At 50.7% G+C, this 15,837-nt stretch carries 12 protein-coding genes; 2 read left to right on the forward strand and 10 right to left on the reverse strand.

All coding sequences use genetic code 11. The features are described 5' to 3' along the window. Positions 1-102 precede the first annotated feature (102 nt). The 5 genes from MKZ24_RS32525 to MKZ24_RS32545 all read right to left on the reverse strand — a co-directional run bounded on the left by MKZ24_RS32525 (position 103) and on the right by MKZ24_RS32545 (position 5,108). Complete coding sequence (locus MKZ24_RS32525) at positions 103-1,095, reverse strand: ABC transporter ATP-binding protein (protein WP_042232902.1); 993 nt, start codon at positions 1,093-1,095, stop codon at positions 103-105. Next, positions 1,092-2,081 carry an ABC transporter ATP-binding protein gene (locus MKZ24_RS32530; protein ID WP_042232900.1) on the reverse strand — a complete coding sequence of 330 codons (990 nt, stop codon included), beginning with the start codon at positions 2,079-2,081 and terminating at the stop codon, positions 1,092-1,094. The genes MKZ24_RS32525 and MKZ24_RS32530 overlap by 4 nt, the downstream gene beginning before the upstream one ends. A 270-nt stretch (positions 2,082-2,351) precedes the next feature. Beyond that, on the reverse strand, positions 2,352-3,317 hold the full coding sequence (locus MKZ24_RS32535) for a helix-turn-helix transcriptional regulator (protein WP_042232898.1): 966 nt from the start codon (positions 3,315-3,317) through the stop codon (positions 2,352-2,354). 233 nt (positions 3,318-3,550) lie between these two features. After that, positions 3,551-4,234, reverse strand: coding sequence for a hypothetical protein (locus MKZ24_RS32540; RefSeq protein WP_042232896.1), 684 nt, complete (start codon positions 4,232-4,234; stop codon positions 3,551-3,553). 187 nt (positions 4,235-4,421) lie between these two features. After that, entirely contained in the window at positions 4,422-5,108 is a 687-nt protein-coding gene (locus MKZ24_RS32545; protein ID WP_042232894.1) for a M50 family metallopeptidase, read from the reverse strand. 212 nt (positions 5,109-5,320) lie between these two features. Between MKZ24_RS32545 and MKZ24_RS32550 the strand changes: the two genes are divergently transcribed. Next, positions 5,321-5,830, forward strand: a complete 510-nt coding sequence (locus tag MKZ24_RS32550; protein WP_042232892.1) for a hypothetical protein — start codon at positions 5,321-5,323, stop codon at positions 5,828-5,830. Between the two features lie 52 nt (positions 5,831-5,882). Next, on the forward strand, positions 5,883-6,587 hold the full coding sequence (locus MKZ24_RS32555; protein WP_042232890.1) for an AIM24 family protein: 705 nt from the start codon (positions 5,883-5,885) through the stop codon (positions 6,585-6,587). 86 nt (positions 6,588-6,673) lie between these two features. On the opposite strand, the gene MKZ24_RS32560 is transcribed toward MKZ24_RS32555, so the two are convergent. From MKZ24_RS32560 to MKZ24_RS32580, 5 genes are all read right to left on the reverse strand, one after another. Beyond that, positions 6,674-7,129, reverse strand: coding sequence for a Dps family protein (locus MKZ24_RS32560; RefSeq protein ID WP_042232888.1), 456 nt, complete (start codon positions 7,127-7,129; stop codon positions 6,674-6,676). A gap of 231 nt (positions 7,130-7,360) precedes the next feature. Next, positions 7,361-8,839, reverse strand: coding sequence for a potassium/proton antiporter (locus MKZ24_RS32565; RefSeq protein ID WP_042232886.1), 1,479 nt, complete (start codon positions 8,837-8,839; stop codon positions 7,361-7,363). Positions 8,840-8,926: 87 nt separating this feature from the next. Further along, positions 8,927-11,473: a discoidin domain-containing protein gene (locus MKZ24_RS32570; protein ID WP_042232885.1), complete on the reverse strand. Its 2,547-nt coding sequence runs from the start codon at positions 11,471-11,473 to the stop codon at positions 8,927-8,929. A 220-nt stretch (positions 11,474-11,693) separates the two neighbouring features. Further along, positions 11,694-13,208, reverse strand: coding sequence for a glycosyl hydrolase (locus MKZ24_RS32575; RefSeq protein WP_042232883.1), 1,515 nt, complete (start codon positions 13,206-13,208; stop codon positions 11,694-11,696). A gap of 211 nt (positions 13,209-13,419) precedes the next feature. Beyond that, positions 13,420-15,831, reverse strand: coding sequence for a PA14 domain-containing protein (locus MKZ24_RS32580; RefSeq protein WP_340789962.1), 2,412 nt, complete (start codon positions 15,829-15,831; stop codon positions 13,420-13,422). Positions 15,832-15,837: the final 6 nt, after the last annotated feature.

Here is a 15,837-nt window from a genome sequence, read left to right on the forward strand (position 1 = left end):
TTTCATTAAAAGTATTAAAGCGTTTATATGGAGCTGCGCCAAAGCGCTGCCATATATCAGGGCCAATGCATAGAGAGCGGTATTGAATTCTTCCTTATTTCATTACGCAAGCCGGGATCGGACTTCCTCATCATACAGATGGCAGGCGGTCAAATGTCCGGACCCTGTCTCCTGCAGCGGAGGTCTGACATTACGGCATATCTCCATCACCCGGGGACAACGTGTATTAAAAGCACATCCGACCGGCGCATTCGCCGGACTCGGTACCTCACCCTGCAGGATGATCCGTTCCTTACGGATATCGGGATCGGGCTCAGGAACTGCGGACAGCAGTGCCTGCGTATAGGGATGCTGCGGATCGGCATAGAGCTTATGCTTATCGGTGACTTCAACAATCCGCCCCAGATACATCACGGCTACACGGTCGCAGATATGCTTCACCACGCTGAGATCATGGGCGATGAAGATATAGGTCAATCCGAATTCCTTCTGTAAATCCTGCATCAGGTTAATGACCTGTGACTGGATCGATACATCCAGTGCAGATACAGGCTCATCGGCGATAATCAGCTTCGGCTGGAGCGCCAGTGCTCTGGCAATCCCGATCCGCTGGCGTTGTCCGCCGGAGAACTGATGCGGGTAACGCTGCAAATGCGCTTTAGCCAGCCCGACTACATCAGCCAGACGTTCTACTGCAGCCCGGCGCTGCTTGGCATCGCCTACTCCGTGCACAATCATCGGCTCTTCAAGAATACGCTGTACAGTATTGCGTGGATCTAAGGATGAGAACGGGTCCTGGAAAACAATCTGCATCTCCCGGCGCCGCCCCCGCATCTCTTCTATAGATAGCTTCGTGATATCCTGACCTTCGAACCAAATCTCTCCCGCCGTGGGCTCAATCAGCCGAAGCAAGGCACGGCCGGTTGTGGATTTACCGCAGCCGCTCTCTCCAACCAAGCCAAAGGTCTCACCTTTGCTTACCGAGAAGGAGATATCGTCCACAGCCTTGACATCACCCTGTGCCCTACCCAAGAATCCTTTGTTGATCGGATAATACTTCTTAAGACCCTTGACCTCTAGCAGGCTCTCACTCATACCGCATCCTCCTGTTGACTTTCATGCAGCCAGCATCTGCAGCTGTGCTGTTCCTCCTGGAGCGTAAGCTTAGGAAGACTTTGACGGCAAATATCCATCACCTCATGACAGCGCGGCGCGAACCGGCAGCCCTGCATTTCCTTGCTGAGAATCGGCACATTGCCCGGAATAGAATGCAGGCGGTCTCTGGTTTCATCCATCCGGGGTACAGATTCGATTAGCCCTCGGGTATACGGATGCAGCGGATTCTTGAAAATATCACGTACGCTACCTTCCTCCACTACCTTGCCGGCATACATAACCGCAACACGGTGGCACATCTCTGCTACAACACCAAGATCATGGGTAATCAGCATAACGGCCGTCCCCTGTTCTTCGTTAAGCCGGCGGATCAGATCCAGAATCTGTGCCTGAATCGTCACATCAAGCGCAGTCGTCGGCTCATCGGCAATCAGCAGCTCCGGACTGCAGGAGATGGACATGGCGATCATTACACGCTGGCGCATGCCTCCCGACAGCTGATGCGGATATTCATCAATAATGGCCTCCGGCCGGGGAATGCCTACCTTACGGAGCATCTCTACAGCGTGCTCCCGGGCCTCCTTCTTGGAGAGGCCACGGTGCAGGCGTACGGTTTCAATAATTTGCTGTCCGACCGTGAACAGCGGATTGAGCGAAGTCATCGGTTCCTGAAAAATCATAGAGACCGAATCACCGCGGATCTTACGCATCTCTTTCTCTTTGAGCGGGACAAGATCACGGCCCTTCAGCAGGATGCGTCCGTCCACGATTTTTCCCGGGGGATCCGGAACCAGCTTTAGAATGGACAGGGAGGTTACGCTTTTACCACAGCCGGATTCGCCGACCACACCCAGAACCTCACCCGGATTAATGTACAAATCAACACCGTCAACTGCAGGAACTTCACCGCGGTCGGTAAAAAAGTGGGTGTGCAAATTTTCAATTTTTAGAATGGGCTGGATCAAATCTCTACCTCTCTTCTACTTAAAAATTGAACAAAGGTCAAATGACAGGATAGAAAATATATTTAAAAAGTTAGATATATTAACGAATACCTGACATGAAACGTTATAATAATCCGCATAAATACACATTGTTGTTATTTAATGTATAACTTACTATATATACCTCGACTAGACAAGGAAAATTTGCACATATAACTAACATGAGCGTTTTTGTATGAATAATTAAATACCAATTAGTGGAATTATTTATGTATAAAAAGAAAAACTGCGCTATTTGTATAGCGACAGCCATTTCTCGAGCTGATTTCTGAGAACTTCCCGGTAGTAGACCGGCTCCATAATCTCAGCTTCTTCCTCGTATCTCATAATCCAGTGAACAAAGCCAATATCCTGTTCTACCGCTACCTTAAAATGCAGACAGCGGTTCTGGCGGTCTACCCTGCTGGGCTTCACAAACATCTCCTCATGCTTAAGCCGCTCCATCATCCGTTCCGAGAACTTGACTTTGAATTCGACCTGCAGACTATCCTGGTCCAGAGACCACTTCTGCTCCATAAAAGCCTGTAAATCAAATTTATCCTTGGAGAACCAGCTGTCCAGCGGCTTCACACTGGAGAACCCGTTAATATGAAAAGTGCGGATGATCCCGAAGCGATGACAAAACCCAATCAAATGAAAACGATTCTCCAACGGGACCAGGCAGTAGGGATCAATTTTGATACCTTTTTCTTCATATGCATTCTCACTGTAGTCCGCCTGTATACTGCGCTGCTTCATCACGGCATCCAGAATCCCGGCCAGATAGAATGGCTGATCTCCATGAGATCCGCTTCTCTCCATCCAATGCTGACCCGCTTCCTTCTTCGCGCTCTCCATCGTTTCTTCCCTTTCTGCCTTTTGCTTATATTCTGCGGCCATCACTTTCTCATAGGCGTCTTCGAACTCCGGGGGCAGTAAAGATTTGATATCCGTCATAATACTGCGCAACTGTGAAAATGCGGCTGCTTCTTCTTCTGACCAATCCAAAGGGTACAGTGCAAAATTACCGATAAAAGCATATCCCTTACCGTGTCCCATATGGGTAATGGGGATATGCATGGCACTCAGCGCATCCATATCCCGGTAAATCGTTCTCTCACTGTTGCCGCATCGTTCCGCCAGCTCACGGGCCAGAATTCCCGGTTTGGCTTGAACTAGCGTAATAATGCGCATCAGCCGGATTAATCGGTCTGTCATTTTCAGTTCTCCTTGATTCATGGTAAAATAGACCCATTATTTTAAATAAACTAGTTATATATATCTATAACCAAGGATGTAATAACCGAGATAAGAAAATATAATAGAACTATTTTACTATATTACCACATTTATATATTACACGATTCGTTATCTATTTCTGCGAATTGGGTTCAAATTTTAACCTATATGTATGATCACTGCCTATTATATCCCTGCTACCTTCTTTACATTTATATCGTTACAACCTTTCCTAAGGGAGTCATCTCCGCCTCGAGCTGCTTATAGAGCGCTTCCGCTTCCTTCACAAGCTGCATATCGCCCGAACGTGCAGCAAGAAGCAGCAATTTATCCGCCTGACGCCGCAGCTTCTCCGTGGAGACCTGCTGATGATTTTGGGCTCTGGTCACTTCCCTTTCTGCTAATAATCCCTCCATTTTGAGCAGCTCTACATGCTTCTCTACATGAAAACAACACTGAGCGTTCATTACATCTGTATGACGTGAATATTCCATTCCCAGCTTCTTGAGCGGTAGCTCACGTATACGTTCTACCGTGGGCTGTCTGTATTGCCACTGCAGCCAAAGCGCCTCATGTATGCCTGCAGGCATGCCTGACATCGTAAATTCCAAAGCAATAAACCTGCGTTGCCCGGAATGGATTTTGCCCAGCTTCAGCAGCAGGGAGCGGCCTTCTCCTTCTTCTGCTGTACACCCGTAGCATCCGGTTACCGATACGTGACTTTCCAACCATACGCGCAGCTCAATCTCCCGTGCTACAACCTTTCGGCTTTTCTTGCGGAATTCCTCTCCTTGTGACATTCCCTTCCATTCCACGAGCAGGATAATATTCTTCGCACCTCCTGCTAAAATTCGATCCTGGCTCCAAGTAAATATGGGCTGAATACTTGCTTGCATATTTCCACCTCTTTCTTTTTTTGGGTCTTCTATTAATGTACCAATAATGGCGGACAACTCCTTGTCATGGAATGTATGTTCGGTCCTATAATATCGACAAAAAAAGAGCCAACCTACCACTAAAGGTAATTGCCTCTTTGCGAAAGTCTATTATTTTGTCAAAATATGACGAACACAGTTTTGCGCATTATAGGCTTCTTTCCCGGTTCACTGATTTTTCTTCCCTGAAAAAAAAGCCCAGCGCCCACTTGGCACACAGCAGCGAGAAGAGGAAGAACAGCAGCGCCCATAATATAGCCGGCAGCGGTGTTAATCTGGCCAAATTAGCTGCATCGCCCGCACGGGAAGGCGTCAGTACCGAAGCCGTTACCAGAAACAGCGTTCCCATCACGGACTCCTCCAGAGTCAGAAATGCAAGAAATAAATAATAATATTTGCTGACCTTCGGCCAAAGGAACACCATAGCGGCATTCAGCAGAATAAAACCGCTCAGCCAAATCATCCCAAAGCCACCCCGTACATAGAGCACCAGCATCACCAGCGCAACACCGCTGGCTATCATCAGCCCCCACTGCCGCTTGTCTCTACTATATAAATAGAAGAGAAGCAATGAGAAGAGTGAGGCCAGAGGATATCCGGCCAGCGATACAAGAATTGCCCTCCCCCCTGCGGCAATCGCTGAATAGGTTACACCGCTATGATCGGGATACAGCTCTATCCGCAGCACACTCCCCGAGAGCAGCAGGGTTACCAGCGCATGGCCGAATTCGTGAAACATCGTATCCAGATTACGGAATAAGGATGAGAACGGAATAAACCGGGTCAACAGTGCAGAACCCGCCAGAAACAACAACGTTTTGAGCCATTTATTCACTCGAAGCAGCTCCTTTCCGTTCAAAGTATACGTTAATTTATGTGCACACTCAATATAATAGAAACCTTCATATGATTTGTGCTGTATTACACATATGGTTACCTGCATAGACAGGAAGGGTAATTATGCCTAAAGCTGCCCGCACTGCCCAAATCAGGACCGGCTATGATAAAATAAGAGTACAACAAGCCTATAACAGGTGGTGATCAGTAATGAACAATCGCGCAACAAGAAATATGATAAAGCTGCTGGGGTCGGCCTTGCTGCTGCTCGGGATTTCTTTCAGCTATGATATCCCCGCGGCAAAAGCCAACTATTTCACTGATTTATATAATGGACTACAGAGCTTCTCGGAGCTGCCCGGAGAGGTCAACAAATTGCAGGAGAGCTATCAGCAGACGGCAGAGGAGCTTCAGAAGACCAAAGAGAACCTGGGAACGGCAGTGGACGAGCTGGGGCAGACCAAAGACCAGCTGGACCAGACGCTGCAGCAAATGGCGACTTACCAGGCCCAGAACGCTGCCCTGCAGGAACAGAACCGCCAGCTCAGCCAAGTCGTCGATGAACTGAAGAATGACCGTACGGCACGTGAAAATTACTATAACCGGATCAAGGTGACTGTGATCACCGGACTTGCTCTTATCTTGGGTTATTTCCTGCTTATCCGGTTGCTGCGCTTCACCATGCGCCACCGTTCCAGAAGAAGCGACCGGCTGCGTTAAGACCGGGGCAGGAAGCGCATATACACGGCAATGCACGAGGGGAGCATGAAGAATGAACGTTGACGTCCAGGATGAAGGCGACAGCGGCAGCGGACAGGCCGTTGCTTTTACCGTCGCAGAGAATGAAGAGGTTCATGTGCTCCATCCGCAGCAGATTATAGCTTATCAAGGCCCCTCTTCAGGACGGGCGGACCGGCTGATGGATGTGAAGGGCATGTACCGCAAGCGGAAGCTGATCCGTTCGGATATCACCGGACCCTGCCGGTTCGTCGCTGCATTGCCGCCCGGTTACCGGGTCAAAACGCTGCAGCTCGACGGCAAGAGCGATCTGCTATATGATTTCAGGCATCTGTTCTTCTACAGCAAAGGAGTCACCATGCAGACCAGAGTGCTGAATATGAAGAATATGCTGATTACCCGGGATATCATCAAGGTGAAATTCTCCGGTCATGGCAGCATCGGCATTCTGACAGAAGGCACCGTCTGTGAAGCCGAGCTTGACCCGTTTGATCCGCTGTACGTCGATGCCGGCAGTATTATTGCCTATCCCGAGAATGCCCGGCTTGAGCTTACGGTCTACGGCAATCATCTCGCCAGCCAGCATATGAGCTATCACTGGAAGATGACCGGCCACGGGCCTGTACTGTTCCAGGCCGGACGCCAGAGCAGGCGTTTTCAGCGGGATAATAATGAAGACGGCATTATCAAACGCTTCCTGCGGGAGGCGTTGCCGTTTGGCGGAGTATTTATCAAGTAAAACGTGCCGGGATAACCGGCCATTCCACTGCAAAGAGCGCCCGTGGGGATACCACGGGCGCTCTTCTTATATACTCTTGATGTGATTTAAGCCAGGTAAGCGTTCAACATCCAGGACGTTTTCTCTACGCTTGTTCTAATACCGATCAGCAGGTCAGCAGTAGGCTGGTCGCTAAGCTCTTCGGCAGCAGAGATCGCCTGCTTCAGCTCTTCGGCTACAACAGTGAAGTCCTTAATCAGCTGAGCAACCATATCCTTCGCGCTTTCTCCGCCGGCAGCTTCTTTCAGTCCGGAGAGGGCCAGGTATTGGGCCATGGTTGAAGCCGGTTGTCCGCCAATGGCGAGCAAGCGTTCAGCCAGCTCATCCACATAACCGGCAGCTTCATTGTACAACTCTTCAAATTTCTCATGCAGCGTGAAGAATTGTGCTCCGCTGACATACCAGTGGTAATGATGCAGCTTCACTCCAAGCAGAGTCCAGTTCGCTGTCTGACGGTTCAGGGCAGCATGCAATTCAGTTTGGCTTTTGACTTGTGTACTCATTCTAATAACCTCCTGGGATGTGTATTTATTTGTTATTGTATTTAGACTCATTCTAAATCTATATACAATTTAACACAGAATACGCCGTATTGCAACTCGTTTTACTAATATAAGGTTACTGCAAATTCTAGCACTCCCCTTTCAGAACATCCTATTATTTCCGTCACAATGCTGTTAAAAAACCTATATTGACACAAGTCACCCCGTCCGGCAGAGAAGCTCACATTTATCCTAAACCAATGTGATATCTGTCTCCGCTGCCTTCCCCTTCCCGCTCCGGAAGATCGCCCGCATCTCGTCCCGTTTGCTCTTGGGGCTGAGCACGTACACCGTGTCTCCCGGTTCAATAACCGTGCTGCCATGGGGCGTCACAATGCTCTTGTTGCGGATAATTGCCGTGAACAGGATATCATCCGGCAGGCCGATCTGCGCTATCTGCATCCCGGCAATCGGCATATGCCGGTCTATTCCGATATGATTGAACTCGGAATCCGTCTTGCCAAGGGCGACGAGTTCCATCAGTGACGGCTGGCCCGCATCCTCCCGGCCGACCAGTTTCAGCCGTGAGGCCAGTGGTGAAATGGTCGTTCCCTGAATGACCGCAGAGGTCAGGACAACAAAGAATACTACATTGAAGAACAGCCGGCCCTGCGGAAGCCCCGCGAGCAGCGGGTAGGTCGCAAGCACAATGGGGACGGCACCCCTGAGTCCGGCCCAGGAGATCAGTGTCTTTTCGCGGAAGGAGAACTTGGCAAACAGCAGACTGATGAATACGCCCGCAGGTCTTGCTACTACCATTAGAATAACGGACAGCAGTATGCCCTGCCAGGCAATATCCGCCAGCTCCTGGGGAAAGACCAGCAGACCGAGCAGGATGAACATGGCAATCTGCATCATCCAGGCAAAGCCGTGATTGAAATTCATAATCGTACGGTGATACATCAGCTCGGAGTTCCCCAGCACCAGCCCCATAACATAGACGGCAAGCAGGCCGCTGCTGTGGACCATCGCCGAAACCCCGTAGGTCAGAACCGCAAAGCCGATAGCCATCACCGGATACAACCCGGTAGAGTCCAGATTAATCCGGTTGATCAGATATGTAGCCAGCTTACCGATAAGAATCCCCAGCAGGAGACCGATCCCCATCTCCCAGAAGAAGGAGAGCACCAGACTCCAGATTGCAGTATCAGGATGCTGTATCCATTCGATCAGGGAGACGGTGAGAAATACCGCCATCGGATCGTTGCTGCCGGATTCTGCTTCGAGTGTAGAGGTCAGGCGTTTATCAATGTTTTTGCCGCCCAGTACTGAGAACACCGCAGCCGCATCCGTCGAGCCGACAATCGCCCCGAATAGGAAGCTCTCCGCCCACGGCACGCCTAATATAAATCTGGCAAAAACACCGACAACTCCCGTTGTCAAAAGCACACCTGCCGTAGCCAGCGACAGCGCCGGCTTCATGACCGGACGGATATCCTTCATACTCGTCTGCATTCCGCCTTCAAACAGAATAACCACAAGCGCAAAAATCCCGGCGATCTGTGTTAATGAAGCATTGTTGAAATAAATGAAATGGCTGAGCACCATACCGGCAGCGATAAACAGAACCAGTGCGGGCATACCAAAACGGGTGGAGAATTTGGTGGACAGCACGCCTACCAGCAGCAAGACCGCCAGCAGCAGAATAATTTGATCTGCAAGATGAGTCATCGATCCGGTTCACCCCTTTCCCATTCATACTTCGCAGCAAAAAACCCCGGTGGCTTGTTAAATCCACGGAGCTTATTATGCCGTCCTTTATTCTCTTGAATACACCTGCAGCTCCTGAATCGACCAATAGTTGCCTCCGGAACCGGTCTGCTGTATGCGGATATAACGGGTTTGGACCTGGGAAAAGGCAATCCTGGTCAATTCCAGCTTTCCTTTGCCGGATGCTACCTGATTCCAGCTTTTGGCATCATCGGATACCTGGACGGTATATCCCCGGGGATAATCATACGATGATAAAGTATAAATCAGCTCTATGGCTTCTATTGCATGTACTGCACCTAAATCAATCTGGAAGTATTCACCTGATGCCTGATGTTTGCCGGTATCCCAGCGTGTACGCCTGTCTCCATCAATGGCACTCTCCGGCTTCGACGCTGCCGTGTTCACATTAGACGTAACCTTCCAGCCGGTCCGGTCCAGCGGGACGAGTCCGGTTGCTGAAATCTGTGTCTTCTCCGACATGACACCAGAGCCCGACACTCTTACCGCATAAGTATACAATGTGCCCTCCTGCAGTTTGCTGTCAGTATACTCTGTGTTCCGCACACCTGCCGCAATCATTTTCAGTTCACTGCCCGGGCCGTCGGCCCGGAGCACTTCATAGCTTGCCCCGGGAGCCTCCAGCCAGCTCAGATGCATCGACAGCCCTTTAACTGCCGTGGCCTTGAAGCCTTGCGGCGCAATATCCGCTACTTCGGAAGAGGGCTGCAGAATATACTGCACCGCCTCACCCGGAGCCAGCGTTTCGGTGAATTCCAGTATAGGTGTGGCATTCCTGCCCGACATATAGCTGCGTGCCTCTTCATAAGTATCTCCGCGGCCAAAGCGTTCACCCTCATATACGGTCTTCTCCGGCATGGTCACCTTTACTTTAATGGTCTGCTCGGTTTCTTCAAAGTTGACAAAGTTCACAAGCAGCTTGTTGGATGTGGCTCCGCTGCCTGCCAGAGGCTCAAGGGTGGAAGTGTCTACCGCCCGTACATACACCATTTTGTCTGCCAAATCATCTTTGTTCGTAATCTGATAGCTCAGCGGCGCCCCGTGTGTGGCATAAGCCAGATCCAGCCGGCGCATAATACTTACGCGTGAGTCTTCACCTTCTTTGGTATAATAAATCTCTGTAGCTCCCGGATCATGCTCCTCCAGGTTAAAGCCGTACTTGAACAGACTGAAGTTCTTGAAGAAAGCGGCATGCTGCACAAACATATCGGCATATCCGATATGCCCCCGCATAATCCGGTCAAACACTGCCGCTGTCCGCTCGGACGCGCCGTATTGATAGGCATCCACATGAGTATCCGAGGTGCCGAATTCGGTGGTGAGCATTTTTTTGCTGAGGCCGTCTACAGCTCCCCCAAAGGTCTTCAGGTTCTCTGTAAAGCTGCCTCCATTGCTGAAAATATACGATTCACCATAGGAATGCCCATTGGTCAAATCCGTTACTTCCTCCAACTCGTTCCGCTGCTCCGGGTCCCGTTCCCAGCCGTCCGGATCTCCGCACTGCTTAAGCATCCCCTTCTGATTACCGCAGGAATCTTCGCTGTAACCCGGCCAGTATGCCCAGCCCGGGGCCACCGTCTGCAGATGCGGTGCGATCGTCTTGCCTTTCTTATTCAGCCAGTCGGCTATCGCCAGATTGACTGCTTTGGAACGGTTGAACAGTCCGGGCTCATTATCCACCTCATAATACTGGAAATACTGGCCGTACTGCTTGAAATAATCGGTCAGCTTCTTCTCCGCATCATCCGGCAGTGAACCGTCTTCCTTGAGCTTGATATCACCCGTGTACAGATAGAGGGCAACAGCCTGCATATTATAATCCTTCAGGACCTCGTAGTACTCCCCCATATTCTCACAGGATCTGCCCACATCGCTGGCACAGCTGGTCCGCATAATGTTGCCGCTGTAGGCTAAACCCAGCCATTTCATAATATAAGGCAAATGCGTAACTGCACCTTTGTCAAAATAGAACTGTTTGTTGTTGACCATGGTTCCGGTCAGCGTATAGCTCCCGTGAATCGGCTCCTTGACCGGAGTCTTCAGTGCTTCCAGACTAAGGTTATCCCATGTCCACCAATTATACTTATCCTCCGCAGCCGAGGAATAGATCCCGCGCGCTGCCCGCAGCGTCAGCTCGTTGGTTCCGCTGATGAGCTGTTCTTTGGGAATGTACAGCTCATAGGTTTTGCGGAAATCGTATTTACTGTCCGTACCGTCCACACCGGCAATCTGAATAATCCCTGACAGCTGCCGGTTGGAGAATACGCTCATCTGCGGTACGGATTTGTAGGCATCAAGGATGCTGACACGAAATAAGACCCCGTTAACCGGGATCTTATCCAGCTTGTAGGTAATCCGCAGTTCAGGATTGGTAGCGCCGTGCAGCCCGGACGGGATACTCTGAAGCTCCGCCGCCTTGACTGCGGTTGAAGCAACGCTGAATACCCCCTTGGCCCCGTTTGATCCGGCTGATGCAAACTCTGCGGATGAACCGTCATGCTGGCCAAGCTTCCATAGCACAGTCCCCTCCGGAACTGCGGGACCCGCATCCTTGGCCGCAGATAATTCCGACATGTCAACTTCCACCTCGCCGCTATTTGTCCCATCCTCTCCGAAGACAGAAACGGACAACAGAAACAAGATGATCAATGCTGCAAATTTTAGTAGTAGATGAATGGGTTTGTTTCTCTTTGTCTTGAGTCTAGTCCTCATTCCTTTGTCCTCGCTTTCTTCCGGGGTGGCTGTAATGTACTGGGTTCCGTAGAGCTTCATTCATCATGACCAGCTTCATTCCTTAAGGAAGAGTCAGCGCATTCTGGGAAATCAACGCCTGCTTCTGGCGCGGGCTTTGCCACATCAGACGAACGCTTGCGTCACCGTGATTCTCATAATACTCCACTTTAATATCGTAGGCAGTTGCGGCTGTAAGAGTTATACTTCCCTCCCGGCTGACACCGCTTTGCTTCTTCCAGCTGTCAATGATCAGCTTGCCGCCGATCCACACACGGATGCCGTCATCAGAAGAGGCTGTGAAAGTATACTTTTCACTGTAGACTGGCTTGATCTTACCGGTCCAGCGTACGGAAAAAGAGTCCTTGCCGATTCCCGGCGCCGGCGAATCCCCATGCCAGTTGAAGTCAATCCTGTTATCATTCCGGGTAAGCATCGGTTTGCCGGACAGCTCCGTATTGCCGAAGTATTGCCCCTTGAGACCGTTGCGCGATACCGCAGCAAGTGTGTTGATTTGAGCATTCAGTGCCAGCTTGTAATCATCCCGTGATACGGTGTACTTATTGCTCATAAAGCTTTGAATTTTCTGGAGATTATTATTCTCAAGCAGCATTTTCCCCCATGTCATCGTATATACCCATTTACTCTGGGTTTGAGACAATATGACAGGGTCTGGAAGCTCTCCGCTCTCCCCGATACCGATGGGTTTGCCGTCAGCCAGCATCAGAAGGTTCTCGTAATAGGACTGCTTGAAGTCATTGTTATAAATATCGGCTGCCAGTACATCCACCTTGGAGGCACCCGGATAATAATCGCTGTAAGGCTTCGCCCACTCGTTCGGTGCATTCGGGTTCCATACCCAGAGCAGGTTATTCAGCTTATGTGTGTTCACCATACGGTCGTACACTATATCCCACAGCCGGGCAAAGTTATCCTTGTGCCCCCACCAGAACCAGTTGCCGTTCATTTCATGATATGGACGCCATAAAACCGGAACTCCGGCATCCCGCAGTTCTCCCAAGTACCCGGCTACCTCATCCAGCTCGGCGATCAGAGCTTTGTACTGAGGAGTTCCCGGAGTAACGTATGCGTCAAATTTGTCCTGGCTCAGATTCATTTTTACATTAGCCCATTCGGGAGAGGTTCCCGGCAGATTCTGATGGAAGGTCATCGCTACAATGCCTCCGCCTTTGTGCCACTTAATGGCACTGTCTACGACAGCCTGACGCTGCCTGGCAATGGTCTCCTTGGACTGGTTGTTGATGGCTCCCAGCTCGTAGCCGTGCAGAACGGCGTACTGTCCGCTTGCGTTCTTAAGCTTATTATTGAATTCATCGGGGCTCTCCAGGTAATCATGCTGGCCGGAGATCATGCCCTTGCCGCTGAGATCGGACAGATAGCTGAGCAGTGCAGCAGCTTCCTTGGAAGCGGAGGGATTAACGGGTTTGATGGAAACGGCAGGAGTGTTTACGGGGCGTGCTACGGGAAGACTGCGCGCCTCCCCCCATGGCAGAAGTGAAAGGATAAGGATAATAGGAATAATTGTTGTATATAGCCTGTACTTACGGTAAGTGTTCAATATAATCTCCTTTCCCCGGGTTTCACTGCCGCCTTAGGCAGGCAGGTATGCAGTTCTCTGTTAAGAGGCTGCAATGAATTAACCGGATGGTCTATAGCTTAGTAGCCCTGCTAATAGCAGGGCCATTAAGATTGGACTTTATAGGATTTAGAATTGTAACGTCTTAACCAGTATCAGCGCCAATAATGAATACAGCTGCGGGGGTATGATCCTAGGAAGCGGAAGGGAGAAACAGTGCGCTCGCGGGAACCGTTGCCTTAACTTGGCTCGGACTCTCCCACATCAGGCGTGCTCTGGCATCTCCTTGATTCTCGTAGTACTCCACTTGTATATCATATAGCTGACCGGCTGTCAGGCTTATGCTTCCTGTGCGTTCGGTCCCGCTCTGCTTCATCCAGCTGTCGATCACAAGCTCACCATTGATCCGTACGCGGATGCCGTCATCTGAAGTGGTATAAATCTGATAAGTCTCAGTGTATAGCGGCTTGAGCTTACCGCTCCAGCGTACAGAGAAGAAATCTATGCCGATTGCGGCATCCGGCGTGCCTTGACGCCAGTTGAAGTCAAGCACTGCATCGGTACGTACCACTGCCGGGGCACCAGACAACGTCATATTATTGAAATATTCCGCAACCAGCCCGTTCACCGCCGGAGCCTCCGCCGTAAGATTCTCCGGCGTTGAACCTTCTGTCGGCGTTGGTGTCGCTGTTGGTGTTGGCGCCGCTGTTGGCGTCGGTGCCGCTGTTGGCACCGGTGTTGCTGTTGGCGTCGGTGCCGCTGTTGGCGTCGGTGCCGCTGTTGGCGTCGGTGCCGCTGTTGGCACCGGTGTTGGTGTTGATACTGGTAATGGCGTTGCTGTTGGTACTGGTGTTGCAGTCACTGCCGGAGCATCCAAGCCTGCTTTGCTGGCTGAAGAAGCAGCCGTGTTCACAAATAACGCGCTTGTAGGGACAGTTGCCTTCGCCTGGCTTGGACTCTGCCACATCAGACGGATATTGGCATCGCCTGCATTCTCGTAATACTCCACTTTGATATCATAGAGCTGGCCTGCTTGCAGGTTTATGCTTCCTGTACGCTCGGTACCGCTCTGTTTGGTCCAGCTGTTGATTACAGCTGTGCCGTCAATATAGACGCGGATACCGTCATCGGATGTAGTGATAATCTGATAGGTTTCACTGAAAGTCGGTTTGATCTGACCCGTCCAGCGGATAGAAAAGCTATCCACTCCGAGCTTCGCATCCGGCGCTGTCTGGCGCCAGTTAAAGTTCAGCAGCGCATCCTTCCGGACCAGAACCGGAGTGCCCGAAAGCGTCATGTTCTTGTAGTATTCCCCCTGAAGACCATTCTGAACGACGGGGGCCGTCACAGTATCATTGGAAGCAGGGGGCGTCGGGATCGGCATTGCAGTCGGTACCGGCATTGGTGTTGCTGTCGGTACCGGCGTTGGCGTTGCTGTTGGTACCGGCGTTGGCGTTGCTGTTGGTACCGGCGTTGGCGTTGCTGTTGGTACCGGCGTTGGCGTTGCTGTTGGTACCAGCGTTGGCGTTGCTGTTGGTACCGGCGTTGACGGAGCAAATGTGCCTGCTTTATAATCGTCCCGGGTCACCGTATAGCTGTCGCTCATGAAGCTTTTGATGGTAGCATCGGTATTGGTTTCATACAGCATTTTTCCCCAGCTCATCATATATACCCAATTTTTCTGGGAGAGCTGCAGCTTTGCCGTGCTTGGCATTTGTCCATTCTCGCCAATGGCAATCGGTTTGCCATTCGCAAGGGCAAGCAGGCCGTCATGGTATTTATTCATATAATCGTTCTCATATATATCTGCCGCGAGTACATCCACCTTGTCAGCCCCCGGATAGGTCAGCGCATAAGGATCAGACCAGGCATTGGGTGCATTGGGGTTCCATACCCACAGCAGGTTGTTTAATTTATGAACGTTCACGAAACGGTCATACATAATATTCCAAAGCGAAGCAAAGTTATTTTTCTTCCCCCACCAGAACCAGTTACCGTTCATTTCGTGGTAAGGTCTCCAGAGTACGGGAACACCAGCATCCCGCAGGCTTTTAAGTGAAACTGCCACTTTGTCCAGATCTGCAATCAATGCAGTGTACTGTGTTGTACCTGGAGTAATATATTTATTGAATTCCGCCTGGCTCAGCGGTTTCTGAACATTGGACCAGAGGTATGCGGTACCGGGCAGATTCTCATGAAAAGTCATGGCTACAATGCCGCCGCCCTTATACCAGTTGATCGCGCTGTTCACAACATTTCTGCGCTGCGCCGCTGCTGTACTTTCCGATTGCCCGCTAATTACGCCCAGTTCATACCCGTGAAGAGCAGCATATTGTCCGCTGGTTCCCTTCAGCTTGTTGCTGAATTCGTCCGGACTTTCCAGATAGTCATGTTGGCCGGTAATAATGCCTTTTCCAGTGATAGAATACAGATCGTCCAGCAATCTGACTGCTTCGGTTGAAGCCTCCGGATTAACGGGCGCTTTGGAACTAGATGCAGCTTCTGCAGATGAAGGCATTCCGCCGAGTCCCAGAGGTACTGCAGTCAATAAAAGGGCCAGAGACAGCACAGTGCACAGCAAACGAGACTTACGGTAAGTTATCAAAATCCA

Origin of the sequence: Paenibacillus sp. FSL R7-0297, from assembly GCF_038009025.1 — a bacterium.
Taxonomy (GTDB): domain Bacteria; phylum Bacillota; class Bacilli; order Paenibacillales; family Paenibacillaceae; genus Paenibacillus_AQ.